We start from the raw sequence: 26516 nt of genomic DNA, 5'->3' as shown, positions 1-26516 counted from the left end.
ATTTTTTGTTACGATAAGTTGAATATCTTGATGGGTCGACATGAGTATGACTAAGCCATTTTTATAATGAAGCAAGACAACTTTTTTAATTAATATTATTAATAACTTGAGTGATTATCACTATAACCAAGAGACACAACCACTTTCACTTTCCGACCAAAGCATCAAGGCGTTAATGGCCATAGGCCCCAAATAAAAGTGCTAGTTAATGCTGGAGCTGATAGGGCCTCAAATCCACTTTATATAATGGCGCTGGCAGCCGCTCTGAGGTGATGTAAATGCTGTGACCATCTTGACTGAACCCCACGGCTTCGGCTTGAGTTATTGATGGTAAGCTAATTTGTTTAGGCGCTGACGACAACAGCGTTAGCCAATCACCGGGCTGTGATTGGCTAAAATAAAATGCGTGAGTATAAGTTAATACTACGGCGGATAATCCATCAGCGGATATGTCCATTGCAGTGGGTTTTCCGGCAAAACCTATCCAGGTATAGATACTGGCATAATCAAGTACGGCCGTGGGTAACGCAGCGATGTCACCCAACCTTTTGGCCTGCTTGTTAAATGTTTGAATCGATTGATTACTTGACTGGCCTAGGCCTGAGATCGGACTGATTAAAGGTAATTCGTATAAAATGGGCTGTTTATCGCGTTTTGTCAGTAATAGTATTTTTTGCTTAGCCACATCAACCGCGACTGATTCACTGTCGCGAGCGCCGTCCTCATAGGTAAAGGTCATACTCCAAAGAGGTTTAACCGACAGTGTTTTTTGGCCATTAAGCTGGCTTAAATCAGGTTCTTTGATCAAATGTAATTGATATTGTGTTCGCTGCTGTGAGTTGTCACCAATATCGGCTATTAACAAATACGCTTGTCCCTGGTAAACAAACGAGGCGATATCTTCCCAATCGGTATTTTTTACGCCATTAACATTCAGTGTGACCAACTGATTACCGCGGGTGTCTATTGCAAATAACCTTGCGGTGTCGCCACTGTCGTTATGTGTCCAAAGTATTTGTTCATTCAAACGTGATACTGCTAGGCCGCTGGCTTCATCAATTAATGGTGCGTTAATACTGCCCGTTTGAGTCACTCCCGTCTGCATAGCACACGCATTGGTCGATAGTGCCAATAGAACATACAACAGGTATTTAAGGCGGTTAAACATAGTCGTCATTCACTCAAGGCTTAGGGGTTAATCGGTATTGATCAATATTGACAGTAACAATTAGCAGCAACGCATGATCTAGTAAAAGTGATTTTGATGCAACTGCGGTAAACAAAAAGAAAAAGGCCACTTTCTCGTTCCAAAGAAAGTGGCCATACACATTTTTAGCAGCTGAAATGATGAGTAAAAGCGGCTAAAAATCAGTACTTGGTTTTACTGCGTTCAACTTATATTGCTCGCCAACTAAGGGGTCACAATGAGTATTAATACTCGTAACTGAACTGCACTGTGTATTCTGTGCCAGGGTCTTTGGCATACACTTGAATATCTTGTTGATCGTATTCGGTCACTTCACCCAACAGATTTTTCGCTTTTAACTTAATCGCCAAACTGGTGGTGGGGAAAAAGCTGTAAGTAAAATCTAAGCTGTGGAATGGTTTTTCATACACGTCATCTAGACCACCGCGTCCGCCGTAAGCAATACGCTCACCAAACACGTTATAAACTAATGTGGCACTGTGGTAACTGTTAGATGAATCGTAACTTAACTGCACGTTGGCAACCCAGGCTGAATGCCCTGTCATGCGGCGCGTATTGTTAGTCGGGTCAATTTCACCATTAGGGGCAATGGTAATTTCTGAATCACCTAAGGTCACGTTACCGGCAACAAAGAAGTCTTCCAACATGCTGCCTTCACTGATGAAGTCTAGCGTTTGTAAAAACTCGGCTTCAATACCATAAACATAACCCGACTCAGCGTTATAAAACTTAAGCTGGCGACCGGCTTCTGAAATACGTTGTATTGGCTCAATTGGCGCGTCTACGTCTTTATAAAACCCGCCTAAGCTGTAGTTGTCACCGGCTTCTGAATAGTATTCCCAGCGTAAATCAAGGTTATACATGTCTGAGCTTTTAAGTTCTGGATTACCGAAGAAATCAAAACCTGTGACTGGATCTTGGAATCGAACCGGCGACACTTCACGTAAGTCTGGGCGCACTATGGTTTTACTTGCCCCTAAACGCCATTGGGTGGTGTCGGTTTGCTTCCAGGTGAGTGACATTGATGGGAACCAGCCATCTTCGGCAATGGCGTAATCGCTTAAGTCGTAGCGGCCGCCCTCGTCAGATATTTCTCCTTCTGGGGTTATCGGCAAGGTCACGCGACGGAAATCTTCATATCGCAAACCTGCATAAACGCGCCATACATCATCAAAGTCGACATCAAAACTGATAAAGGCGGCATCATTTATCTCTGCTGCAACATAGTCTTCGGTGTCGGTTGAGGCATCTTTTAACTCAAGCCCTAAGGTGTCATTGTTAATATTGTCATTGGAGAAAATATCATCAAAATCTTGCGCTAAAATATTGCCGTTTGGGTCAGTTGGGCTTAAGTCTACATCTAACCCTAAACGTGTCGCGAAGCTTTCACGGGTGCGTTCGTAATATTGATAGCCTACTTTCACTTTCATTAACGCATCATCAAACTGTAACGGATACGCAAAGTCCCAACCGTAGTTTTGGCTTTCGTCCTGTAGATTTGAATACACGTATTTAGGGGCATCTTGGGTATTTAGGTTACGCGAAACCGGCTGGTTAGCTTCATCTAAAATAACGTTATAAGTGTATGATAATTCGTTAGGGGCATTACGCTCTGATTTAGCGTCAGAGAACATCCAATTAAACTCGGCATCATTTAATGCTTCAATAAAGTGATGACCTTTAATTTGATTGCTGATTAATGATCTTTCTTCATAATCAATATCATACACTTGCAGCGCATTAGGTTCACCTAGGGTGTCTATGGTTTCTTCAATACCGACCGACACGTCATCAGAGGTGTCGCGCAGGTAAGTGGTGAAGGTTTCAATTTTATGGTTGTAGCCAATTTCTAACCCAAGGTTAAGCATGGTAGACATTTGCACAATTGAATCTGTCCCCATAACATCTTTTTGGTTTTCAATTTGAGCTTGTTCGCTGTCGCCATCTAACTCCACTTCATACTTGGTGTAGTTTTCAGCTTGCTGTTTATATGAATAAGCCGCCAGCGCGCCAAACACGATATCGTCGGAAAAGTCCCAGCGATCACCTAGGGCAACGTCGCCTCTAAAGCCTGGGTCGGTACTTTCCGTTTTTACCGCCATGTCGCGGTACATGTCTAAGGCTAATTCACGATTCATTTTTTGCGCAGCGGGGTAATTTATTGCCCCGTTTGAGCCACTAACTATGTCTATTGGGCTAATGCCGCCATATTGATTAATGGTGTTATTAATACTTGATGGCATAGCACGAGTGCCGTCATCTTTGCCGGTCCAATCATCACCGCCACCGTTGTAAGTATAGGTGTCATTGCTGTCATTAGTATTGAAACGTCCACCAGCAGAGGCTTTGAAAAAGAAGTTAGCCGGAATCGCTTTAGTGCGAATGTCGACATGGCCACCACCAAATGCGGCGGGCTTTTCTGCCGAGGCTGACTTTTGTACTGATAAAGATTCAATAATTGATGCCGGAAACATGTCTAATGGCACCACATTTCGAGTTGGGTCTGGTGATGGTACTGTTGCACCGTTGAGTGAGGTGCTTGAATAGCGCTCACCTAAACCGCGAACATAAATGAATTTTCCATCTTTTAAGGTTAAACCGGTCACACGGCGCAGCGCTGCTGCGGCATCACCATCACCGGTTCTAGAAATTTGTTCTGAGCCCATAATATCGGCTACAGCAATTTGTTCGCGACGCTCTTCTGTCGCGGCCGAAGCTGAGGTACGTAGTCGCCCAGTAACAGAAATTACCTCAATCGGTTCTATGGGAAAAGATTCTCCAGTCTTATTTGTCGACGCTTCATTGCTTTGTGCTTGCTGTGGATTAGCTGTGTCATCTTGAGCTAAAACCGGCGCAGCAAATGAGGTAACAGAAAGTACCGATATAATTGCGAGGGTTAATTTGTTGGCGGTAAAACTCGGCTTGGTTTTCATACGTTAACAGTCCTGTATGCGGTTCAGAGATAGCCGCTGCTAACATTGCGCATTAGCGAGCGGCTATAAACTTAATTTACGATTAGATTAGGGTTACTGTGGAAAGTAAGCCCAACCTTGACGCCAGTCATTCTGACCATCGAATGCACCAATAAAGTTGGTTGATTCGAAGAAGTTGTCATCGGTACTTAAGTCTTTACCTGTGCCAATAAGTGCTGCATCTGTTGCCGCTGGCATACCGTCAGTTAGAGTAACCGCTGTTGTAGCGTTACCTTCTTGACCCATAAACCAGGTTTCAACATTGACAGCATTGGCTGTAGCCGCATTATCAGAGCTGTATTTAAATGGCTCGTTACAGTCGATAATTGAGTGAGACATAGTCAAGGTATTGTTGTTAACGTTGTCGACTAAGCCAGCATAGCTGCCATCTAGTTCTAAACATTCACCAGACTCTGTTGTGCTAGTACTTCCTTTACGACCTTGCACTAACACGTTATAAAGCTCACCAGCTGTGGCTACGCGAAGTAAGATCCCCTCGCCTTTATCACCGCTAGCATTTTCAATGTCTGTACCAGGTAAAATAGTGAAGTTAGCCAGTTTTGGCTTAGATACTGGTGTATCTGTTGCGCCTTTGTGGCTGTCGCCTTCAATACCACGGTTTGCATTGCCGTCTTCATGGGTAATGTAAACAAACTGGGCTTTACCGGTCCAACCGTTGGTCCAATCTAAGCTGTCATCAAAGTTGTGTGTGAGATAAACATATTTCAAGTTAACCGCACCGCCCCAAAACTCAACACCGTCATCGCCATTAGCATGGACTTGAATGTGGTCTACTTGAGTGCCACTTCCTACTGCGGCAAACGAAATACCGTTCATTTCCTGGGTGTCGTTTACTTTAAAGCCAGCATATTTAATTACTACATAGCTGATTTGACCGCTGTTATCAGTGTTGTCGTTACCACCGTATGGGAAATCACCGACTTCAAATGATGCATCACAGGCATTTTTATCAGGGCAAGTATTGGTTAAACCCTTACCTAAAATCACTAAGCCGCCCCATTGACCGCGCTGGCCCGTTGCACCTGCAATAACGTCCTGCTGTGACGTCATTTCAATTGGGTGTTCAGCACTGCCCTGAGCCATAATTTTTGAACCACGGCTAACCGCTATGTAGCTGTTATCCGTTGCAAACAACTTAGTGCCCGCTTGAATAGCTAAGGTGGCTGAATTAGTTTTATCACCACCAACCACGACTGCGCCGCCGTCAATTTTGTACATCACGTTTTGACCGGCAAGCAATGTAGTATTGCTCAGCACGTTACCCTGTAAAGTACACACTAACGTGACTGTGTCATCTTTGTATAAACCAGCAACCACTGTGTCAGCTGTAGTACCAAGTGGACAAGATGTTAATGTAGGTAGCTCGGTTGGTGCTGGCGCTGTGTCACCGTGAATCGCCGTTGTCCAACCTAATGTCCAATCTTTTTTACCGTCGAACGCACCAATATAAGGAGCATCGACTAAACGATCATCAAGGTTGCTTAAATCGACTTTGCCGCCAGTTAACGCAACAGAGGATGAGTTTGGTATATAACCCGTTAAGTCAGACGCGCCCACTAAATTACCGCTTTGGCCTTGATACCAGGCTTTAACATCTAATGCTAAAGTGCGGCCTTCAGCAGCATCTGCCTTAGCATTTTTAAATGGCTCAACACAATCGATTAAGCTGTTTTCAACGGTTAACTCGCCTGTATTCGCATTGTTGACTGTGTTGTCATCGTTGACTTCTAAACATTCGCCAGAATCAACATCGCCTTTCACTAATAAGTTATAAGCTGTTACGCCTGTACCAACGCGGAATAAGATACCTTCAGCATCGTCACCACCGGCGTGAGTACCGTTAGCCACCTGCATGGTAATGTTAGCGAGTGCTGGTTTAGACATTGGCGTTGCGCTAGCGCTTTTATTGCTGTCAGCTTCGATACCACGGTTTGAGCCGTTGTCAGCTTGACGAATATACACGTGCTGTGCGCTACCTTGCCAACCGTTTGTCCAATCTAACGAGTCATCAAAGTTTTCTGTTAGTACCACGTTTGAAATTGACACGTTACCGCCCCAAAATTCTACGCCGTCATCGTTATTTAAATGCACTTGAATATGGTCAACTTGAGTGCCGCTACCTACACCAGCAAAGCTGATACCGTTCATTTCTTGGGTATCGTTAATTTTAAAGCCGCCAAACTCAACGCGGACGTACTTAATCACACCAGAGTTGTCTTGGGTGTTATCACCGCCGTAACTGTGGTTACCCACTTCAAATGACGCATCACAATTTGCTAAGTCAGGACAAGTATTAACCGGTGCATTACCCAGTAACACTAAGCCGCCCCATTGACCCGCTTCGCCTGGTTGGCCTAATGCAGTTTCTGCTGAGGTGAATACGATAGGCGCGGTAGCCGAACCTTCGGCCATTATTTTTGAACCACGACTAATGACTAAATATGAATCACTGCCGCCTAAAATTTTAGTACCGGGCAGAATAGCTAACTCAACTGATTTTTCATTATCGCCACCGGCAACGACTGCGCCATTTAGCAGCCATACAACGTCGTTACCAAGCACGATTTTATCGCCGTTTTGGCCGCCAGTAGAAATGGTTGATGCCGCTGTAGACGGAGCTAATGTGCCTTTTAATTCCCAAACCTCTTTGCCATCAACTGATGCAAAGGTGGTGCTTTTAGTGGCAAAGCCACTATAAGATTTTTGTTGAGCCGTTTCTGTTGGCGTTGTTGGTATTGTTGGAGTCGGTGTCACGGTATCGCTACCTGTGTTGATATTGATATCACCACCACAACCCGCAAGCCCTAAAGTTGCTGCTAAAGCAGTAGAAAGCGCCGTAAGTTTAAAAAGGTTTTTCAGTTCCATTGTCATCTCCGAAGACGGATTGCATTTCAAGTTAGTTAGGGTTTAGTGCGCGCCATAGGCATACGCATTTGCTGGTGCATAAAACTAACGAGTAAAAATGACAAAAAGACTGCTTAAAAATGACAATAACATTTCCGCGACATGACAGAATTATGTAAACCCTGTGGGGATGCGGCTTTGAGTATGTTTTAAGGGAATTATTTTTTTCACAAAAATGTCGTAAATGTATCGTATTTTGACGAAATTACGCTTATTGATGATAAATTTAAGCTTAATAGAAATAAAAGTAATCACTAAGGAGGTAATACTTTAAACAAGCATCAATAAAACTGACTCGGAAGGAAATACAGAAAATTCATCTCAATATTGATTAAGTGTAAGGTTTAGTTGATCAAGCCAAACCTAAACAAACGCTACTGCAATGTTAATACGGGCACATTATTATTTACAGGCTCAAGCTGACACCTCAGCGTTGTACTTAACCTGTTAATTTAGCCAGACTAACTTAGCCTTAATAACTTAGCTTTAGTCATTTTAGCGGACCTGTATTCTTTCCACTGAAGCATCTGGCTGATGAATAACAAAGTCTAATTGAACCTGCGCACCTTTCATGCCATTAGCGGAGGTTTGATATTGCCACTGCTCAAGTGCTGTCACCGCTGAGTCATCAAATACCCCGGCAGGAGATGACTTAATCACCATCACATTTGATACCTTACCTGCTGGATTAATATCAAACGACAATTGCACATAACCATTCATCCCTTCTTTAGCAGCCTCAATAGGATAAACAGGTTCAATACGGATTGTAGGGTATATTCCATCAGCTTTAGCTTGCGTATGGCTTTGATTGTCGCCTGCTTGCGCTTGCTGATTTAAGGTTAGCGCACTAACACTAAGTAATAGCGTCACTCCAATTAATACCAAGGTATTTTTTCCATGTTGTTTTTTCATTTGTAAGATCCTTTCTTTAAGTATGGTTTTGTCCCCATAGTGAGTATGTAACATGCTTAACGGTGCATGCTGCGAATAAGCCAATAGCGCTTTGCTATAGGCAATTTTAGAATCTGTTTCCATATTGGCTGTCACTTGTGCGTCACATGACAGCTCTTGATCTTGCCTAAAACGGCGGTAAGCGCACCACATCAGCGGGTTAAACCAAAACATAATCGTTAAGCTATAAGCCAGTATATTGGCCCATAAATCACCGCGCTGATAATGATAAAGCTCATGCTGAATAATGGCGTCTTGCTGATGACTATCAAGCAAGGTAAAACTGTTTGGCACTAATATTTGCGGCGCGATTAACCCAACTAACATGGGCGATTCAATATTGGGATGAATAACTACATTAAGCTTGCCTGACTCAATCACAAAAGGCTTGGCGCGTCGCGTGAGCTGTTGCAGATGAATAGAATCTGAGACTAAGTTAACCACCAGTACCAACACCACTGCGGCATAAAGGTAAGGCAAATATAATAACTTAAACAAGCTGCTCGACATCGATGCGGTATCAGCAGCCTGTACATAATATTGTTGAATAACGCCCAGTGTTTGATTTGGGCTTAACCAATTAAAATACTGTGGTAACAGAGTTTGCACTACATCCGCCAGCGGCAATAATGGCACAACAAGCCAAAGAATATAGGTATAATGCGCGCCTATTTTTGACAATAAAAAACGATGTGAGATTAATAATAGTGAACACACTAAGCTAAGTAATAGGGTTTGTTCCATAAACCAACTGATCATCACTTTTGCTCCTTGTGCCAATCATCAAGCAAGCTTTGTAACTCAGCAACATCCTCAGCCGATAGCTTATTTTTTTCAGCAAAACCGGCCACTAACGGAGTTAATTTACCGGCAAATAGCCTATCAACAAAAGAAACTGACTCTTTTAATGTGTATTCCTGCTCAGCAATTAACGGCGAGTAATGATATGTGCGCCCTTGCTTTTCAAAACTCAGCGCATTTTTTTTAACTAAACGATTCAGTAAGGTTTTTACTGTTTTTTCATGCATATCATGGCTTTGCTCTAATGCTTCAACCAGCTCATTAGAGGTTAATGGCGACCGCAGCCAAAGTTGCTGTAATACTAACAATTCACTGTTACTGATTTCTTTCATGCTTAGTCACTTACTAGGTTATGGTTCACTTATTAAGATTACACGTGTAATCCATACGATTAAATTACAACTGTAATCTTAAATAAGCAAGCAGTTATTTGATCTATTTATTGCTATACTCTAGGCCATAAAAAAGCCCAATCAAAAGATTGGGCTTAACATACTATATTCAACACTATTAATACGCACACTACACTTGACGTGAAAGCTCATCCAAATTATGCATCACTTGTTCACTAGCATGCTCCATTGCATTCAGATATTTAAGTGCTTCGTGATGCTCACCCGCTTGTATTAACGATAATGCTTCAATGCCGCTGCGATGCACTTGCTTATGGGGCTCTTCTAGTCGCTTAAATGCAGACAGTTGCGAATAAGATTCACGCCCAGTGGTTTGATACCACTTACCTAATCGGCACATGGTGTGATCAGAGAATGTATCGATAGACTTATTGCTCGCACCCGATGCAACGGCATAAATATCTCCTTTCCATACAATATGGTCCAGCTTGACCGTTTGAATAAACGTGCGCAATGACGCATGGCCAATCGCTTCTTTCATGGACGTGCTGCATGAAATAATCGATTCGTAGTCACTGCTCAGAGTTTTAACATCACCAGCTAGTTGCTCATTGCTGCCTTGGATATCATCAACTGACTTCACAGTTTCTGCTGTACTGCTAATGATTTTTTTGACTAAGTCTGATACCTCATTGGCGGAGGTACTGGTATTGCTAGCAAGAGCACGTACTTCATCAGCTACGACACTAAAACCACGGCCAGCATCGCCAGCACGTGCAGCTTCAATAGCAGCATTCAATGCCAATAAATTGGTTTGATCTGAAATACTCGAAATTGTTGATACAAAGGTATTAATACTGCCGGCCATTGATGATAAGCCTGTAATATTAGTGGTCATTCCGCCCATTTTGTCAGTTAATAACTGCATACCAGCAACAATACTATTCAATGAGTTATTGGACAAATCTAGCAATTGATTAATTTGATCGCTACTTTGTCTTTCTTCTTCAATAGCTAAATGTGCTTCAAGCACACTGCCGCGCACCCCTTCGATTTGGCGAATACACTCAATGGTACTATCTAATAGCATGTGCTTAAACTTAGTATTTACGTCATTTTGAGTATTGTGCAGCTGTGTTGTTAACTGCTGATTATCTAAAGTCAGTTGAGTGTTTTCATCTGTAATTTTGTTTAACTCATTCTGTAATCTTTTATTATCTTGAATCAGTTGGTCATGCTTTGTTTTTAGAACAAACATAGGGGGTTTTAGTCCTTTACATCAAATGGAAACAATGGCTCTTTAGTCATTTGTCGGCACGAATCACTTAAAGATTAGTGCACTTATTCAAATTTGTACAAATTATCCTTTGCAGGTTGGCGATAGCTAACCATATTGAACTTTCTCATAGCAAGTAGCATTATCGTGGTAGCCGTATAACAACCAACCCCCCAATATATAAGGCTTGATTGTTATCCACTTAAGTGAGTGTTATTTGCCCTTGTACAGCCATTGATAAACCGTGGGCAATACCAGCAAGGTCAATGCAGTTGAACTAAATAAACCGCCAATAATGACTACCGCTAATGGTTGTTGTATTTCACTGCCGACACCGGTTGACAACAAGATAGGAATTAAGCCCAAAGCAGAGGTTAATGCGGTCATTAATACTGGACGTAATCGCCCTACTGTACCTTCATAAACGCTGGTATACAGGCTTTCATTTTCACTGAACTCTTCGCTTTTTTTACGGCGTTGATTAATCGAGTCCACCAGCACCACGCCATTGAGTACGGCCACACCAAATAAGGTGATAAAGCCGATTGAACTGGGCACCGACAAATAAGTGCCAGTGGCAAATAAGGCAATCACGCCGCCAATTAATGCCAACGGGACGTTTGCCATTATTAAGCACACTTGTTTAATTGAGCCGAATGAGAAATACAGTAATAGCGCAATTAGCGTGATTGAAATAGGCACCACTAGCATCAGTTTTTTCTGCGCCCTCTGTTGGTTTTCATACTGCCCGCCGACCACGACTGTGTAGCCTGCAGGTAATTCAGCCTGTGGGATGATGGCGTAAATATCATTCACAACCGAGCCCATATCTCGACCCGATACGTTAGCTTGCACCACCACGCGGCGCTGCACGTCGTCGCGGCGAATATTGGGCGGCGCCATCTCGACTTCAACGTCGGCCACTTCACCTAAACGCACGGTTGCGCCGCTCACCCCAGTGAGCAGTAAGTCACGCAATACATCAGGTGAGTTGCGTTGTGATGACGTTAACCGAACATTTATATCGTATCTGGCATTGCCATCAATCACTTGTCCTGCGCTAACACCACCGACACCTTGGCTGACTAAACTCATCACCTGGTCGACACTGATGCCGTAGCGCGCCAACAATTCACGCTTAGGGCGAACCACTAATTGTGCTTCGCCACTAACCTGTTCTAGCGACACATCTACCGCACCCTCAATTTGCTGCACCAGTTCAGATAAGACCTGACCTTTGGCTGATAATACCTGTAAATCAGGGCCGAATATTTTAATCGCTAACTGTGCTTTAACCCCTGATAATAACTCATCAACACGAGTGGCTATTGGCTGTGAAAACGTCAGCAATAAACCCGGAAACACACTGAGCTTTTGTTCCATTAATCGCTGTAACTCAATGCGATTTGAGGCACTTTGCCACTGGTTAACGGGTGTTAAGCCAATGTAGATTTCAATATTACTGACGGGCTCTGGGTCGCCGCCTAATTCTGGCGCACCTATGCGACTCAGGGCATATTCCACTTCAGGAAAACTTAACAAGATAGCCTCTAACTTAGGAGCCACTTCTATCGAGGTGCCTAAACTCGCTGTGGGCGCTAAGGTGATGCGTAAATTAATCGTGCCCTCTTCAAGTTCGGGTACAAACTCTGTGCCTAAACGCGGCAATAACGCCATGCTGCTAATAAACATCAATGATGCAATTAACATCACGGTTTTAGGACGCGCTAAGGTCATGCTAAGCAGTTGTCGATAAAGCCGTTCAACTGGCATCAGTAGCCAACTTTGCCTGATCACTACACCGTGCTTAAACGCATAAACTGCCAGTGCTGGCACAGCAAACAAGGCAACAATTAACGCGGCAACCATGGCCAAAATAATGCTAGTCGCCATTGGCTGAAATAACTTACCTTCCACACCTTCTAAGGCAAACAAAGGCGCAAACACCACTATGATGATGGCTGTAGCAAAAAAGATAGGACTGCACACTTCTTTAGCCGCTTGCCAAACCTTAGAACTAATGCTGACATTAGCACTAGCGCCTTCCCTAACATTACCATCGACGCTACCGACATCGGTTTGTGCGTCATGTTGGCTTAAATGCTTAAAAATATTTTCAACCATCACCACCGAGCCATCCACCAGCATACCAATGGCAACGGCCAAGCCGCCCAATGACATTAAGTTAGCTGACATACCAAAATAAGCCATCACCATTAACGCCAGCCCAATTGAAATTGGGATCGATAACAATACCAGTAACGTTGCAGGGATATTGACTAAAAATAACGCTAAAATCACCACAATAAACACAAAGGCCATTAGTAGCGCATCACGCACGGTATCGACCGCTTGTTTGACTAAATCTGCCTGGTCGTAAAACACCTCAAACGTCACCCCTTTGGGTAAGGCTTGTTCAATTAAACTAATACGCGCTTCAATGTCGTCAATGGTTTGCTTGGTGTTAGCGCCCATGCGTTTTAATACCACACCGGCAACCACTTCACCTAATTGTTCCGCTTCACCACTGTCATTTCGACGGGTCATAGTCACTGCGCCCACACGGATTTCACTGCCGTAATCAACATTGGCAATGTCCATGACTCTGATTGGCGTACCATTAAACTCGGTGAGCGGAATATGTTTAATGGCGTCTATTCCTTCATCTCCAGGGGGTAATAAACCGTAACCGCGTACCACTAATTGCGACTGCCCCTGGTCCATAAACCAGCCACCGGCATTACGGTTATTACTTTCAAGCGCCTCAATAACTTGCTCCATGGTGAGTGAGTAACTGCGCAGTTTATTTAAGTCAATTTGCACCTGGTATTGCAGTACTTCGCCACCAAACGACAACACTTCAGTCACGCCACTGACGGGCATTAATATCAGCTTAACCAGGTAGTCATTGATACTGCGAAGCTCAGCTGCTGCCACACCGGATTCTGGCGTAGCCCGCAGCATATATTGATAAATTTGCCCTAGCCCCGAGGTATTAGGGCCAATCTCAGGTGTGCCGACCCCCGCAGGAATGGATTCTTTAGCAGCTTGCAGCTGCTCAAACACTTGCTGGCGCGCAAAGTAAATATCAGTGCCTTCGGCAAACACCACGGTGACAATAGATAGACCGGTACGCGATAACGATCGAACCTCGGTGACGGCCGGTAGAGCGTACATGGCTGATTCAACGGGATAACTTATCAGCTTTTCAACTTCTTCAGCGGCTAGGCCTTCAGCGGCGGTATTAATGGTAACCTGCACATTGGTCACGTCGGGAAATGCATCCAAATTTAACTTTGGTAATATCGCAATACTGCCTAGCATCGCGGCCAATAAGGCTAATACCACTAGCAGTCGCTGTTCAATGGCTGAACGGATTAATTTTGCTAACATAACAGCCTCCTAGTGGTTGTGAATATCAAAGCCAGATTTAGCCAATTCAGATGCCAGGAAAAACGCACCTGACACCACTACTTTCGAGCCACTTTCTAGACCTGTAATTAAATTCAGCCCGCGCTGACTTTGTAGCACTTCAATTTCAACCGCTTCAAAACCATCTTTATTTTCAACAAAGACTTGCCAGTCGCCATCACTGCTGCGCGTTAATGCACTGTCGGGCACAATAATGCCGTTTAAGGGAGATGATTTTTGGGCTTGTGCTGATTTGTCGCCTTTTGAACTGCTTTGCTGAAAATACAACTCAGCAAATTCACCGGCATGTAACACGTGCTGCGGATTCGCCATACTGATCCACACTTGTTCAGTGCGGGTCATCGGATTGAGCTCATGAGAGCGGCCAATCACTACGCCCGTGACATTACGTTGCCCAACACGCACCAGTGCTGACTGACCAATTTCAACCCGTTCTGACTGCACAGGTGTTAGCTGTGCTTCTACCCATAAAAACGACTCATCGGTTAATTGCATTAACGGTGTGCCTGCATCCAATACTTGACCTAGCATGGCTTCATCTTGTTGCACTCGGCCGCTAATTGGCGCTAATAACTGAAATTGGCCAATCGATTGAGGCGATGTGGTTAACGCTGATATTTGCTCATTAGTCATCATAATGGCATTTAATACTGCACGCTTTAGTTCCGCATTCACCTCGGTGCGCATTTTTTCACTGGCACTAATTGTCCCTTTACTCATCCGGCTAACCCGCTGCCATTCTGTGGCGGCGTTAATATAATCGGCCTGTGCCTGGGCTATTTCGGTGCCTCCCAAAGTTAATAAAGCCTGGCCTTTTTTCACTTGTTGGCCCGGCACCACATGGCGCTTTAATACTTGCATCGCAAGCTGTGGTGCTATAGTGACTGTTTTGTCTTTATCAACCACCAGCTGCGCAGTCGCAACAGAGGTGAGATCAAATGGACTAAATGTCAGCGTTTCAACCTGAATGTTGGCCAACTCTCGTTGCTGCGGCGTTAAGGTTAATGCCTCATCATGATCATCCTCTTGCGAATAAGACGAAGGCGATTGTGGCTTTGATTGCTGCGGAGCATGATCATCACTTGCAATCACTTTGCTGCTAAAAAGCGTTAGCCCAAAGCTGATAATAACTAGCCATAATAACTGGCGTGTTATCAAATAAAACGATGCTAAAAAACGCGTATTTATCGGCGAATAAATAGTTGGAATTGTCATAAATAAATCCTAGAACTCAAACATGACCAAGTTGAAATACTGCGATAAGCATTCAATTTAGCCATACAAAATAATCAAGCTTGCCAGTAACAACAGCAAACCTTTAATGAATGAATTTAAACAGGATTTACACTATCGGGGGGCGGTAAGTGGCACCTAAAGCGGGAGGAAAATAGGATTGAACTGTTTGTAACGGTTGTTGATTGGCTTGCTCGGTCGTATCGATATTATCGGGCAGCACTATGGCCACTAAACCACCGTGACACTGACAATCTAGGCATAAATCAACCATTTTGTCTGTTGGTGCAGGGTGAGTATGGTCATCGGATGGCGCATGTTCACGGGCACCGTCTGCGGCGCAACTGCATTGAATGCACTCCACTAGCTGACTGAGGGCGGTAATATCTAAGGTAGGCGTGAACTGCACATGGGCATGATTGCTTTTTTCTTCTGCACTATTGCCAATATGTAATTGATGGCCACCTAAATTCGCACCGGCAAATTGCAGCACAATAATAGTAATCAATAGCTTAATTGAACGCATCATTGAAAACGAATTGAGGTGACTCATGCTGGTCATCTAAAACAGCGTTTATTTGAATACGCAGTGTTTCGCATAATCAGCCGCTTCATTAGCAGACCAATCACCTGTTTCTTTTTCTTTCATTTGCTTACACCAGGCGTCGCTGCCGACTTCTGGTGTACATGCTGTTAGGCCCAAGGTGAAAATACCCACTGCCGATAATGCTAATAATTTTCTGAATAACATAGTACTTCCTTGATGTGTTAAGGCTGAATTAGACTAAAGGCCCAACTCTTATAATACAAATATCTATTGCACTTGTTTATTGCGCTTGTTTCTCACACTTGAGCTTTATGTTGTGAACGCTTGGTGATCCAATTAATCGCATCTTGCTTTTGTGCTAATGGAAACCATGCCACTTCACCTTGCATAAACGGGCCCATTAATCTGACCGAGTTACCCACCCAATCAGGACCACCAACAAACACTAATGCATCAAACTCAGGCAACTGTACTTCACCGCTGCCGGTTAATGAGCCAAACTCCCACCCCTCTAACAGCACATCGGCTTCAATGTATAAGCACACTTGGCCCCAATCTTTACGATAGTTTCGAATAGCGGGTTGTAAACATGAGCGATAATCTTTAGCAGACAAACGACCGCTTACAAACAGGCTAATAACGCCTTTGGCGATATCAGAAATTTGGCATAACATAAATAGCTCCGGTGTCATGGATAAGTGCCGAATAAAATAGGCTTACCAGACATTCACTTCAATGACGCGAATCATAACAAATATTACCGTCGCCAATATATAACTATTTTTAATCTAAAAAGTGATACCCTTTACAGTATGATAAATATTACTAATAGCGTGACTATCGAAGACAAAGAAATTGAGTGGCAATTTGTGCGCTCAAGTGGAGCGGGTGGCCAACATATCAATAAAGTGTCTACCGCTGCGCAACTGATCTTCGACATCAATGAATCGTCTTTGCCCGACTTTTATAAACAAAAGTTATTGGCTAAAGCTGATCACCGCATAACCCAAAGCGGTAAAATCATTATTAAGTGTCAGCAATCCCGCAGTCAAGATTTCAACCGACAGCAGGCACTGGAGCAGTTTATTTTGCTGGTAAAAAATGCCGCCATTGTCGCCAAAAAGCGCATTGCAACCAAAGCGACTAAAGGCAGCCAAAAACGCCGCATAGAAACCAAAAAACAACGCGGAGCCACTAAAGCACTGCGCCAGGGTAAACCGCGATTTGATTGATTAACCTTTCCTTGAATAAATTTAAGTTTACTGAACCGCTAACTTGCGTTAAAAACAAGCTAACTGAAATAGTGAATAACCTCACCAAGTTAAGATTGCCAAAGGATTATTATGAGCCAAACCGCAAAAATTTTATTAGTTAACGGCCCTAATTTAAATTTACTGGGACGTCGTGAACCAGGTCATTATGGCACACAAAACTTAGCCACCATTGTATCTGAATTACAAGGTGCGGCGACCTCCTCAGGGGTAGCGTTAGAACATATTCAGTCTAACGCTGAGCATGAAATCATTGATGCTATTCATGCAACTGATGCACAGTTTATCATTATTAATCCAGCGGCATTTACCCACACAAGTGTGGCGATCCGCGATGCAATTTTAGGCGTAGCTATTCCATTTATTGAAGTGCATTTATCTAATGTACATGCACGTGAGCCCTTTAGACATCACTCATACTTCTCTGACAAAGCGATTGGGGTTATTTGTGGTTTAGGTGCACAGGGCTATCAATTTGCATTGCAAGCAGCGCTTAAGCACTTGCAAGATAACAACGCACCACACTAATTGTTAATAGAGTTCATATAACAGCTAAGGCAATAAGGCATCATCAGTGAGCAAACTTAAACCCGATGTGAGCATTGTTTACAGCGGCATCTTTAGCCGATGGGACAGCCAAAGTGAAAAGTTGCCACAATTCTTACAGGCAACAGTACATGTTCCTGCCACGCTAGATATCGAGTTTGGATTTATTGTCCGCATCCGTAAAGCTAAAAACCAACGGCTACGTTATTGTATTTATCATCCTAATATACCTGATGATGAGGGCAATACTCGTCCTCCTTTTGATGGTGAAGTCTTTATTAAAGAAAACGATTGGAAGTTTTATTTAGGCGACTGCATATGGGCATCCGTTGACAATAAGACAGGGGATTGGCGGATGACGCTAGAGCTGAACGATAAAATTGTTGCCGACAAAACATTTAAGGTTCACCCTGTGTTAGATAATTAATCGCGTAAATAAACCTTGTCGTTATTCGAAACCAGATAAAATTCTCTGATATAATAGTCGGCTTGCAACCACATTCAAGCGACTTCTGTTATGACCACTCAAACGCCTTCTTCCCCTTTATTGACACAATCAGATGAAATAGATTTTAGCAAAGTGCTTGCTGAAGCAATGCTCAAGCGCCAAGCCTTTTTTGCGCAAGCTAAGCTGAATAATACTGATTGTTATCGGGTATTTCATGGCACTGTAGAGGGAGCCAATGGCTTAAACATAGACCGCTATGGTGATGCTTGGTTGGTGCAATCATTTCATGACACACTCAATGAAGATCAACTTAAGCAAATCACCCAGGTTTTAGCACAACACGGTGATTATTTTGTAGTGTATAACGACCGCTCGCAAAAAAATTCTCGCGTCGCCAATAACTTAGTCAATGAAGCGCAAGACTATGCGATGTCGGAACAGGTGATGCATGAAAACGGCATAGCTTTTACCACTAAGTTACGCCATGAAGGCCAAGACCCATTACTGTTTTTAGACATGCGTATTGGTCGCGAATACATGTACAAACATAGCCAGAATAAAACCGTGTTGAATCTATTCTCATACACTTGTGGTATTGGTACTGCAGCCGCTGTGGGCGGAGCAAAGCGGGTGATGAATGTCGATTTTTCATCTTTTGCATTAGCAGCAGGTCAAAAAAATGCCGCACTGAATAAAGTTGAATCTGTATGTGAGTTTGTGCAAAGCGATGCGTTTCCTGCATTACGCCAACTAGCCGGTTTACCTGTGGGCGGACGTCGTAATCAAAAACTGCCCAAGTACCCTAAACTGGCTAAAACCACTTTTGACTTAGTGTTTTTAGACCCACCACGCTTTGCAAAAAGCGTCTTTGGGGTGGTCGACTTAATTAACGACTATCAAGGCTTATTTAAGCCCGCAATGCTGACCACCAAGGCCGGCGGAACCATTGTTTGCTGTAACAATGTCGCCAAAGTGGAACGCCAATCTTGGTTGGACAGCCTAGTCCGCTGCGTTGAAAAACAAGGTCGAAAAATCATTAATATTGAATGGCTGAATTGCGACCAAGACTTCCCTTCCTTTGATGACAATCATCCACTAAAAATTGTGGCCCTCACCATAGACTAAGCAACCACATTATAGCTATCAGATTATAGCCATGACTACATCAGCCAATGCCACTGCGGCATCGGCTGATGTGATTCATTGTTACCCAAAAATGATTTTTGGTTGTTGGATGTTAACTTTAGCGGAAGCAGAGCGCTCAACTAATGTGGTGAATGATTTATCTTTAATCGTATTCACATATAGCCACTCACTATTAGCTTCTTCGGCACTAAAGGTCAGCAATAAGTAACCGCGATCTTTCAAATTAGCATATTTTAAATCAGCGATAAGATTCACAATAGCCGCTTCAGTGGCAGGCATTTCAGCATCAGATAGGCCTAAGTAGTATTCTAACCCAGGTGAAGATACTGAACTGGTCGCAAACTCAACCCCAACCACTTCACCTTGATTGTCGGTTAGCTCATTTGCCCAAGCATTGTGGGTGTCACCAGCGATAACCACTAAGTTATGCTGCATCGATTTAGCTGTGGCCAGAATCACTTCTCGCTCATAGGCGTATCCGTCCCAAGCGTCCAAATTATAAGGAATAGAAGGCAATTGAAGTAAGGCTAGCACCTCAGGGGTTAACTGACTTTGATTAGCTTGTAAGTAAGATAACTCTTGCGCGGATAATGTAGGGTCGCCCGCCTGCGCACGCGCGGCTAATTGGGCTAACGTCGCCAGCTGAGCAAATTGAGGAATACTCATTTGTTGAGTCGCAATAGCCGCAGGCAGAAGCATTTTACCCATCAACACTTGCTGACCTAGCACCTGCCACTTCGCCGTCGATTCAAGTAAGCTTTGTTGCAACCATAATAATTGAGATTGACCTAACATGGTGCGGTTAACGTTAGTCACATCACCTAAAAAAGCGCCGCTATTAAATGCCTTTGTCACCGGGTCCATGTAATCCGCATAATCTAGCTGCTTGTCTCGCCCCAGCAATCGAGTATCTAACATATGCAAATCAACTAAATCACCATAGTTAAAGCTACGGTATATTTCTTGATGATTCCCTTCACTCCAAGGACGAATGGGTAGCCATTCAAAATATGCCTGCAGTGCCGCTTGCTTGCGTAAATCAAAGTCCCCTTCATTGTCATTGTGGTTTTCAGCGCCCTCTCTCCAGGTGTCATTAGCGACTTCATGATCGTCCCACACAGTGATAAAAGCGACTTTAGAATGCAGTTTTTGCAAGCTCATATCACCACGATATTGTGCATAACGCGTGCGATAATCATTGAGTAACAATAATTCGCCAGCGGGTAATACTTCACGCCCTAAAGCCGCCGCATCTTGACTGGCATACCCACCACGACCGTACTCATACAAGTAATCTCCTAGATGAATAACCGCATCTAAATCATCACGCTCGGCCGCTAATGCATACACATTGAAGTAGCCCGCTGGGTAGTTTGCACATGACATCACAGCTAATTTGACCGAATCAACAGTGCCTTCTGGTAAGGTTTTAGTCATACCAACGTCTGAAGCATATTTACCCGATTTAAAGCGATAAAAGTATCCTTTGCCAGCCTCAAGGCCAACCGCATCAATTTTCACCGTGTAATCACGCTTAGCGTTGGTTTTCATTACTCCATTAGTGACTATTTGGCTAAAATTAGCATCTAAGGCCACTTCCCATGACACTGTGATATCAGCTTCAACATCTGGAGTGACCCTGGTCCATAAGATCACTGCATCTTTGGCTGGATCGCCACTGGCAATGCCTTGTAAAAATTGACCAGAGTAGATCTCTTCGTCATCGCTGCTACAGCCCATTAATCCATATGACACAACAACCGCGCCAACGCCTTTGGCTGACATAGCTAAAAAGTCGCGACGACTTAACCCTGTTTTCATTCGATATTCCTTTTAAGTCAATGATGGTGTCTGCATGTTAATCATTGCAACAGGTCAGACAAGCATGGCTATTGTGCGAATACAGGATGACAATCGCATGACAAAATCGTTACATAAAGGCTTTATCATCCAACTTTAGTTAAGTTTTGAGTCATAAATGTCATCACTAAGGTTGAGATAAGAGGATTGATTGAGTTGAGATATGGAGCTTGATTGACTAAGAATTCCCCCTTAAGTATGGAGTTATATTAGTAGAGGATTTGGGTTATTTAATTGACACAAATTAAATTGTGTACAATTTAGTTGCGCATTCCAAAAACATCATTTATAGTTAGCGCAATTAAATTGCGCGCAACTTAAATTAACTTACTTTTTGAGGTATTCCTATGACAACTTTATATACAACTTCAGCAACAGCATTAGCTGGTCGTAATGGTCAAGTCACTACAGATGACAAAAAACTCGATGTCGGTTTGAGTTATCCAAAAGAAATGGGCGGCACTGGCGAGCACACTAATCCTGAGCAACTATTTGCCGCTGGCTATGCAGCCTGTTTCTCAAACGCTATTTTACACGTGGCGCGTGAAATGAAAGTCGCTATTAAAGCTGCACCAACAACCGCTACTGTAGGCATTGGCCCGAATGATACTAAAGGATTTGCGCTAACGGTTGCACTCGCTGTTGAGTTAGATTTGGCGCAAGATGACGCTGTGAAGCTGGTTCAGGCGGCGCATCAAGTGTGTCCATATTCAAATGCGGTTCGCGGTAATATTGATGTGAAGCTAACGGTTAATAGCGTCGCAATTTAATTTTTATCGACTATTTCGCAACAAAAACAGTAACAAAAAGTCAAGGCGTCAACCTTGGCTTTTTGCATTAATGTACCAACTCTACAATGATATAAAAAATTTGCGGCTTAAGCTGCTAATTAAAAATCACCTAACTGTTCTACGCTGAAATCATCTGCATTACAGCTCAAATTTTTATCTTGGATTTGCTGTTCTAACACGCTGATTTGTCTATTCACTTCTGTCATGGTCAAGGTATTGTTATCTAACTCATAAACAATCGCTAAACTCTGGTAATAAAAACATAATATAGTTAATGCGTTAACATTATTGTCAGCTGCGGCTTGTTGAATCGCATTAAGCTTACGATAAATTTTATTCTGTAATTGTTTCAACTGCCAAACGTAATAGACATCAGCATACTGAGGTTTTTTACGGCCATGCTTTACCACTAAAGTGCATAGCATAAGACCCATAATTACCCCGCCAAAATTAAAATAGAAATTGCCCGTTGGCTGACCGGCTACGACGGTTGCCGAACTCAATATCGCGATTAACATTTGGCCAAATACTAATGACGAAATAGCTAAAATGGCTATAATGCCAAATTGGACTTGATTAGTCATTTTACGATATTGCGGTTTATCTACATGTCTTAATTTCATCAATATGGCTCTTAACTTTTTATAATGGCGGCATTATACCTGCTTAATATGAATCACTCATTAAGCATATTTAGGTAAATTTTTGCCATATGATAAACTTCACCACCTTTATATAATGGGCTTAAATAAATATGACTGAATTCACCCCCATCAGCGCTTTAATCGGCGGTGTATTACTTGGTTTTGGTGCATTACTACTGCTAGCAGTTAATGGGCGTATTGCCGGCATATCTGGCATTTTAAGTGGCGCCTTACAATTCAATAGCTCTAATACAAGGTGGCGGTGGGCTTTTTTAGGGGGATTAATTGCCAGTGGGTTGTTAGTACCTTTTGCTAATATTACTCTACCTGCAACATTAGATGCCAGTTGGGGATTAACCATTTGCGGGGGATTTCTGGTGGGATTTGGGGCTTATTTAGGTGGTGGATGCACAAGTGGTCATGGTATTTGCGGTATAGGCAGAATGTCTGTGCGCTCAATAATCGCGACTCTAGTATTTATGTTAGTAGCCGCAATAGTTGTGTTTGTTAGCCGCCATATAATTGGAGGATAAATGAGTCAATACAATCACTCCACCTCCCTTCTACATTTATTAGTTGCCTTTGTTGCTGGTAGCTTATTTGGTTTTGGTTTAATTATTGCGCAAATGATTGATGCTAATAAAGTGCTTAATTTTTTAGACGTTTTTGGCCAATGGGACCCGAGTCTGGCAATTGTTATGGGGGCAGGACTGAGTGTATTCAGTGTCGGTTACCTGTTTTTTGTCAAACCGAAAAGCAAACCGCTATTAGATGATCACTTTTTTTACCGGCCAAAGCACATATTGATAAAAAATTATTACTCGGCGCATGCTTATTTGGCCTAGGTTGGGGCTTAGTCGGGATTTGTCCTGGGCCTGCCATTGTTAATCTAGTCAGTTTAGACAGGAAATTTATTGGATTTGTCATCGCTATGCTACTAGGTATGCTTATGGCTAAAAAATTCAGGGCTGTTAAAGAATGATTTTCGCCAACAGGCTAGATCCCTTCTAAGTTTGCTGTTTAATGCTTTTCTCAAAAAACTTCATCAGCTACGCACATAGAGTAATAGCTAAATAAGTTGTGATTAACTTAGCAAATTAGCCAGGATTAACTTGCATAACAAAAAGATGCATTTAAAATTCAGCTTTATTATTTGCATCTTTGGAATTGCAATGTTTACCCTTGAATCATGCTCGTGTGAACACCAAGCTCAGCTGGCTGAATTAGATCAATTGTCATTGATTGAGTTGGTTAATCACATTGAGGCTACCCACCATAAATACGTGCGTAATACCGCGCCATTGTTGCAAGAGTATACCGAGATAATGGTCAATGCCCACGGCGATGACCATGATGAAATACTACCTTTAGCTCAATGGGTAAATTCATTAGTGGCTGAGTTAATGCCGCATTTAATGAAAGAAGAACGGATTTTATTCCCTGCTATTCGCTCATTAAGTGTAGGGGAAGAGATAAATGGCTGTTTTGGTCACATAGGTAATCCAATTAATGTGATGGAACATGAACATGGTAATACCGCTGATATTCTGATCAAACTGAGACAAATAACGGGTAACTATCAAGTGCCGGAAGGTGCCTGTAACACATGGCGCACCTGCTATAAAACCTTGGCAGAATTTGATGCTGACTTACAAATGCATATTCATCTTGAAAATAATCTACTATTTCGCAAAGCACTGGCACTATAGACTGCTCACTTCAGAACGGGATAATAAACTCTTATCTGAGCATTTTATCCTGTCAGTTCTGCTGTATTGATAACTGTTTTCACTTTTAGCTTTCTTTTTCAGTTATTTATTCATAAGCTAAGTTGAGAATATTAATTATTGACTAATCCTATGAGTACTCATAATTACCCCACTTTTGCACTAGATGATATTGCCAATCTTCATGAGTCTGCCCAAGTAGAATTTAAGCTTGCTGGTGGCCGCGACGGTAATGGAAAATTGCCAGAAGTTATGTGGGAAACCTATAGCGCGTTTGCCAATACCTTAGGGGGTGAAATTATTCTAGGGGTAAAGGAAGACCATGGAGAGTTTAGTATCGAGGGTATTGTTAACCCTATGCCTATGCTCAGTGAAATTTGGCAAATCCTTAATAACCCGCAAAAAATCAGCCACAATATTCTCTCACCTACTGATGTACAAATTATTGAAATTATGGGTAAGAAGTTGATTCGAATTCATGTTCCTGCGGTGGATCCGAAGCTTCGACCTATCTATATCGGCACAGAACCCTACGGTGGTAGTTATTTCCGAGTAGGTGATGCTGATATGCATGCCAGTCATGAACAAGTTGATCAAATGAAACAACGCGCAGGTGTGGTGCTAAAACCTAAATCAAGTTAACCAATAACGACAACTGTTCAATCGCGATATGGGGTAATAAACTCGCAGGGTTTTTATGCCTTTTTTGCTGGCAAGGGTTTAGCCAAACAGTCTGACATCCGGCCATTTTAGCCCCGACAATGTCTGAGTTAGGGTGATCGCCAACATGCAATAATTCTGACGGTTTTATCGCCAGCTGTTTACAGGCTAAATCAAACATATCACCTGCCGGTTTCATTTTAACGCCACATCCTGGATGCAAAACAAACTGCATGACAGTATCTAAACCAATACGGCTAGCATCAACATTACCGTTAGTAATACCCACTAAAGTAAAGTGCTGTTTTAATGTATTAAGCGTAGCAAGCACATCTGGGACAATGGTGAAATCACTGCGATAGTGGTGAAAACAATCTAACCCAGCTTGCGCCCCATGGCTGGATTCAATTTCGCTGTAACCCAACTGAATTAACCCTTCACGCAGCATAGCATAGCGCGCCGCTGAGGTGTCATGCACTAACTCAGGCTGACGCATTTGCAATGCAAGTTTACAACGCTGCCAATCAACTGCGGTCCAATGGGACGATTTAGGGTACTTACGGTGTAATAGACTAAATGACTCCGCAACAGCCTTAACGATAATGGGTTTATTATCATATAGGGTGTCATCTAAATCAAAACTAATGGCTTTAAAAGGTTTGAGCCGTTGATATTGAATCATACCCGTTTGGCTTTGCTGCGCTAACATGTGCACCATTATGAGTTGCCCTTATTTTTTTTCGCTCTAGGATGAGCACCATCGTAAACTTTAGCGAGATGCTGGAAGTCTAAGCTAGTATAAATTTGAGTTGTAGACAGGTTTGCGTGGCCCAGTAACTCTTGTACTGCACGTAAGTCGGCACTAGATTCAAGCATATGAGTCGCAAAAGAATGGCGTAACTTATGCGGATGCACTTTAACCGATAACGCCTGCTCTTGACCCCATTTATTCATTCTGGCTTGAATGCTACGGTGCGATAATCGCTTGCCTTGATTACTGATAAACAATGCATCATTGGCATGTAAAGAAAACACTTGTTCACGGCAGGTAAACCATACTTTTAACGCATTGATAGCCACTTTACCAATTGGCACAATCCGTTGTTTACTGCCCTTACCCATGACCTTAACTTCTGCGTTATCAAACTGAATGTCATCATAATTTAACGCGGCTAATTCGGCTAAACGAAGCCCGCTGGAATAAAATAACTCCATAATAGCTTTATCTCGAATAGCCAGCGGATCATCAGCGTCAATATCGAGTAAATGGCTGACGGCATCGACATCCATATTTTTAGGTAATGGCTTATTTTGTTTGGGGGCACTGAGGGTTTTAGCAGGATTTATTGCTATAACATTTTCACGCAGTAAAAAAGCATAAAATTGTTTTTGTGCCGACAAGCTTAATGCAATTGAACGCGGACTTAAACCCTGTCGATGTAATTTGGCTAACACACTTTGTAACTGATCGCGGTTAGCATTATGTAAATAAATATCTTCGCCCAATAAGGATTGAGCACGGTTGAGTTCAAAAAAATAATTGCGAATAGTGTAATCAGATAACTGACGCTCAAAGGTCAAGTATTGCCGATACTTAGCTTGCCAATCAGTTTGTGTCATCACGGCGACTCCTGCTTTATGCTGATACGCAGCAGTATCTTGAACGCTACAGCTTTGAAAATCATAGCCTTGAATATTATATTTGGAGAACACAACACCAAGA

General features: G+C 42.8%; 24 protein-coding genes and 1 pseudogene. 10 read left to right on the top strand and 15 right to left on the bottom strand.

Annotated elements, in window-relative coordinates:
- Nucleotides 1–205: 205 nt before the first annotated feature.
- From ACRWQL_RS12805 to ACRWQL_RS12755, 11 genes are all read right to left on the bottom strand, one after another.
- Nucleotides 206–1177, bottom strand: coding sequence for a hypothetical protein (locus ACRWQL_RS12805; RefSeq protein ID WP_434950331.1), 972 nt, complete (start codon nucleotides 1175–1177; stop codon nucleotides 206–208).
- Nucleotides 1178–1431: 254 nt separating this feature from the next.
- Nucleotides 1432–4140: a TonB-dependent receptor domain-containing protein gene (locus tag ACRWQL_RS12800; protein ID WP_434950328.1), complete on the bottom strand. Its 2709-nt coding sequence runs from the start codon at nucleotides 4138–4140 to the stop codon at nucleotides 1432–1434.
- Nucleotides 4141–4233: 93 nt separating this feature from the next.
- Nucleotides 4234–7065 (bottom strand): hypothetical protein, encoded by a 2832-nt coding sequence (locus tag ACRWQL_RS12795; protein ID WP_434950325.1) that lies wholly within the window; start codon nucleotides 7063–7065, stop codon nucleotides 4234–4236.
- A 534-nt stretch (nucleotides 7066–7599) separates the two neighbouring features.
- A complete protein-coding gene (locus ACRWQL_RS12790) occupies nucleotides 7600–8817 on the bottom strand; it encodes a TonB family protein (protein WP_434950323.1) in 1218 nt (405 codons plus the stop codon).
- Nucleotides 8817–9191 carry a BlaI/MecI/CopY family transcriptional regulator gene (locus tag ACRWQL_RS12785; protein ID WP_226413031.1) on the bottom strand — a complete coding sequence of 125 codons (375 nt, stop codon included), beginning with the start codon at nucleotides 9189–9191 and terminating at the stop codon, nucleotides 8817–8819. Before ACRWQL_RS12785 ends, ACRWQL_RS12790 begins: the two co-directional genes overlap by 1 nt.
- Before the next feature lie 190 nt (nucleotides 9192–9381).
- Nucleotides 9382–10470: a methyl-accepting chemotaxis protein gene (locus tag ACRWQL_RS12780; protein ID WP_434950320.1), complete on the bottom strand. Its 1089-nt coding sequence runs from the start codon at nucleotides 10468–10470 to the stop codon at nucleotides 9382–9384.
- 231 nt (nucleotides 10471–10701) lie between these two features.
- Nucleotides 10702–13881 carry an efflux RND transporter permease subunit gene (locus ACRWQL_RS12775; RefSeq protein WP_434950317.1) on the bottom strand — a complete coding sequence of 1060 codons (3180 nt, stop codon included), beginning with the start codon at nucleotides 13879–13881 and terminating at the stop codon, nucleotides 10702–10704.
- A gap of 9 nt (nucleotides 13882–13890) precedes the next feature.
- Nucleotides 13891–15135, bottom strand: a complete 1245-nt coding sequence (locus tag ACRWQL_RS12770; RefSeq protein ID WP_434950314.1) for an efflux RND transporter periplasmic adaptor subunit — start codon at nucleotides 15133–15135, stop codon at nucleotides 13891–13893.
- Nucleotides 15136–15262: 127 nt separating this feature from the next.
- A complete protein-coding gene (locus ACRWQL_RS12765; RefSeq protein ID WP_434950312.1) occupies nucleotides 15263–15706 on the bottom strand; it encodes a hypothetical protein in 444 nt (147 codons plus the stop codon).
- Between the two features lie 21 nt (nucleotides 15707–15727).
- A complete protein-coding gene (locus ACRWQL_RS12760; RefSeq protein WP_226413023.1) occupies nucleotides 15728–15904 on the bottom strand; it encodes a DUF3012 domain-containing protein in 177 nt (58 codons plus the stop codon).
- Between the two features lie 92 nt (nucleotides 15905–15996).
- Nucleotides 15997–16374, bottom strand: coding sequence for an STAS/SEC14 domain-containing protein (locus tag ACRWQL_RS12755; protein WP_434939254.1), 378 nt, complete (start codon nucleotides 16372–16374; stop codon nucleotides 15997–15999).
- A gap of 138 nt (nucleotides 16375–16512) precedes the next feature.
- On the opposite strand from ACRWQL_RS12755, the gene arfB reads away from it, so the two are divergent.
- From arfB to ACRWQL_RS12735, 4 genes are all read left to right on the top strand, one after another.
- Nucleotides 16513–16932 (top strand): alternative ribosome rescue aminoacyl-tRNA hydrolase ArfB, encoded by a 420-nt coding sequence (gene arfB / locus ACRWQL_RS12750; RefSeq protein WP_434931101.1) that lies wholly within the window; start codon nucleotides 16513–16515, stop codon nucleotides 16930–16932.
- 111 nt (nucleotides 16933–17043) lie between these two features.
- Nucleotides 17044–17499 (top strand): type II 3-dehydroquinate dehydratase, encoded by a 456-nt coding sequence (gene aroQ / locus ACRWQL_RS12745; RefSeq protein WP_226413017.1) that lies wholly within the window; start codon nucleotides 17044–17046, stop codon nucleotides 17497–17499.
- 46 nt (nucleotides 17500–17545) lie between these two features.
- Complete coding sequence (locus ACRWQL_RS12740) at nucleotides 17546–17944, top strand: DUF3859 domain-containing protein (protein WP_434950310.1); 399 nt, start codon at nucleotides 17546–17548, stop codon at nucleotides 17942–17944.
- 138 nt (nucleotides 17945–18082) lie between these two features.
- Complete coding sequence (locus tag ACRWQL_RS12735; protein ID WP_434953377.1) at nucleotides 18083–19090, top strand: class I SAM-dependent rRNA methyltransferase; 1008 nt, start codon at nucleotides 18083–18085, stop codon at nucleotides 19088–19090.
- Between the two features lie 81 nt (nucleotides 19091–19171).
- On the opposite strand, the gene ACRWQL_RS12730 is transcribed toward ACRWQL_RS12735, so the two are convergent.
- The gene (locus tag ACRWQL_RS12730; RefSeq protein ID WP_434950307.1) at nucleotides 19172–20932 is read right to left on the bottom strand and encodes an alkaline phosphatase D family protein; all 1761 of its coding nucleotides are present in this window, start codon (nucleotides 20930–20932) and stop codon (nucleotides 19172–19174) included.
- Between the two features lie 386 nt (nucleotides 20933–21318).
- Between ACRWQL_RS12730 and ACRWQL_RS12725 the strand changes: the two genes are divergently transcribed.
- Nucleotides 21319–21741: an organic hydroperoxide resistance protein gene (locus tag ACRWQL_RS12725; protein ID WP_434939257.1), complete on the top strand. Its 423-nt coding sequence runs from the start codon at nucleotides 21319–21321 to the stop codon at nucleotides 21739–21741.
- Nucleotides 21742–21860: 119 nt separating this feature from the next.
- Here the strand turns inward: ACRWQL_RS12725 and ACRWQL_RS12720 are convergent, their stop codons facing one another.
- Nucleotides 21861–22385 (bottom strand): DUF3087 family protein, encoded by a 525-nt coding sequence (locus ACRWQL_RS12720; RefSeq protein ID WP_434950306.1) that lies wholly within the window; start codon nucleotides 22383–22385, stop codon nucleotides 21861–21863.
- A gap of 131 nt (nucleotides 22386–22516) precedes the next feature.
- Here ACRWQL_RS12720 and ACRWQL_RS12715 point away from each other — a divergent pair, with 131 nt between their 5' ends.
- The 5 genes and pseudogenes from ACRWQL_RS12715 (at nucleotide 22517) to ACRWQL_RS12695 (ending at nucleotide 24775) form a co-directional block, all read left to right on the top strand.
- Nucleotides 22517–22939, top strand: coding sequence for a YeeE/YedE family protein (locus tag ACRWQL_RS12715; protein WP_434939259.1), 423 nt, complete (start codon nucleotides 22517–22519; stop codon nucleotides 22937–22939).
- Nucleotides 22940–23251 carry a DUF6691 family protein gene (locus ACRWQL_RS12710; protein ID WP_434950304.1) on the top strand — a complete coding sequence of 104 codons (312 nt, stop codon included), beginning with the start codon at nucleotides 22940–22942 and terminating at the stop codon, nucleotides 23249–23251.
- Nucleotides 23209–23388, top strand: a complete 180-nt coding sequence (locus ACRWQL_RS12705) for a DUF6691 family protein (RefSeq protein ID WP_434953376.1) — start codon at nucleotides 23209–23211, stop codon at nucleotides 23386–23388. Before ACRWQL_RS12710 ends, ACRWQL_RS12705 begins: the two co-directional genes overlap by 43 nt.
- Nucleotides 23389–23626: 238 nt before the next feature.
- Nucleotides 23627–24115 (top strand): annotated as a pseudogene (locus ACRWQL_RS12700) (hemerythrin domain-containing protein); the annotation flags it as partial.
- 150 nt (nucleotides 24116–24265) lie between these two features.
- The gene (locus tag ACRWQL_RS12695) at nucleotides 24266–24775 is read left to right on the top strand and encodes an AlbA family DNA-binding domain-containing protein (RefSeq protein WP_434927290.1); all 510 of its coding nucleotides are present in this window, start codon (nucleotides 24266–24268) and stop codon (nucleotides 24773–24775) included.
- Here ACRWQL_RS12695 and ACRWQL_RS12690 read toward each other — a convergent pair.
- Both ACRWQL_RS12690 and xerC read right to left on the bottom strand, forming a co-directional pair.
- Nucleotides 24762–25502, bottom strand: coding sequence for an HAD-IA family hydrolase (locus tag ACRWQL_RS12690; RefSeq protein ID WP_434953375.1), 741 nt, complete (start codon nucleotides 25500–25502; stop codon nucleotides 24762–24764). The two genes, ACRWQL_RS12695 and ACRWQL_RS12690, sit on opposite strands and share 14 nt — an antisense overlap.
- A gap of 8 nt (nucleotides 25503–25510) precedes the next feature.
- Nucleotides 25511–26413 carry a tyrosine recombinase XerC gene (xerC, locus tag ACRWQL_RS12685; protein WP_434927291.1) on the bottom strand — a complete coding sequence of 301 codons (903 nt, stop codon included), beginning with the start codon at nucleotides 26411–26413 and terminating at the stop codon, nucleotides 25511–25513.
- Nucleotides 26414–26516 lie beyond the last annotated feature (103 nt).

It is taken from the genome of Shewanella sp. HL-SH4, assembly GCF_051164845.1.
In the GTDB taxonomy this organism is placed as follows: Bacteria; Pseudomonadota; Gammaproteobacteria; order Enterobacterales; family Shewanellaceae; genus Shewanella; species Shewanella glacialimarina.
Note: the sequence above shows the minus strand (reverse complement) of the source record. Positions and strands in the feature narration are given on the sequence as shown.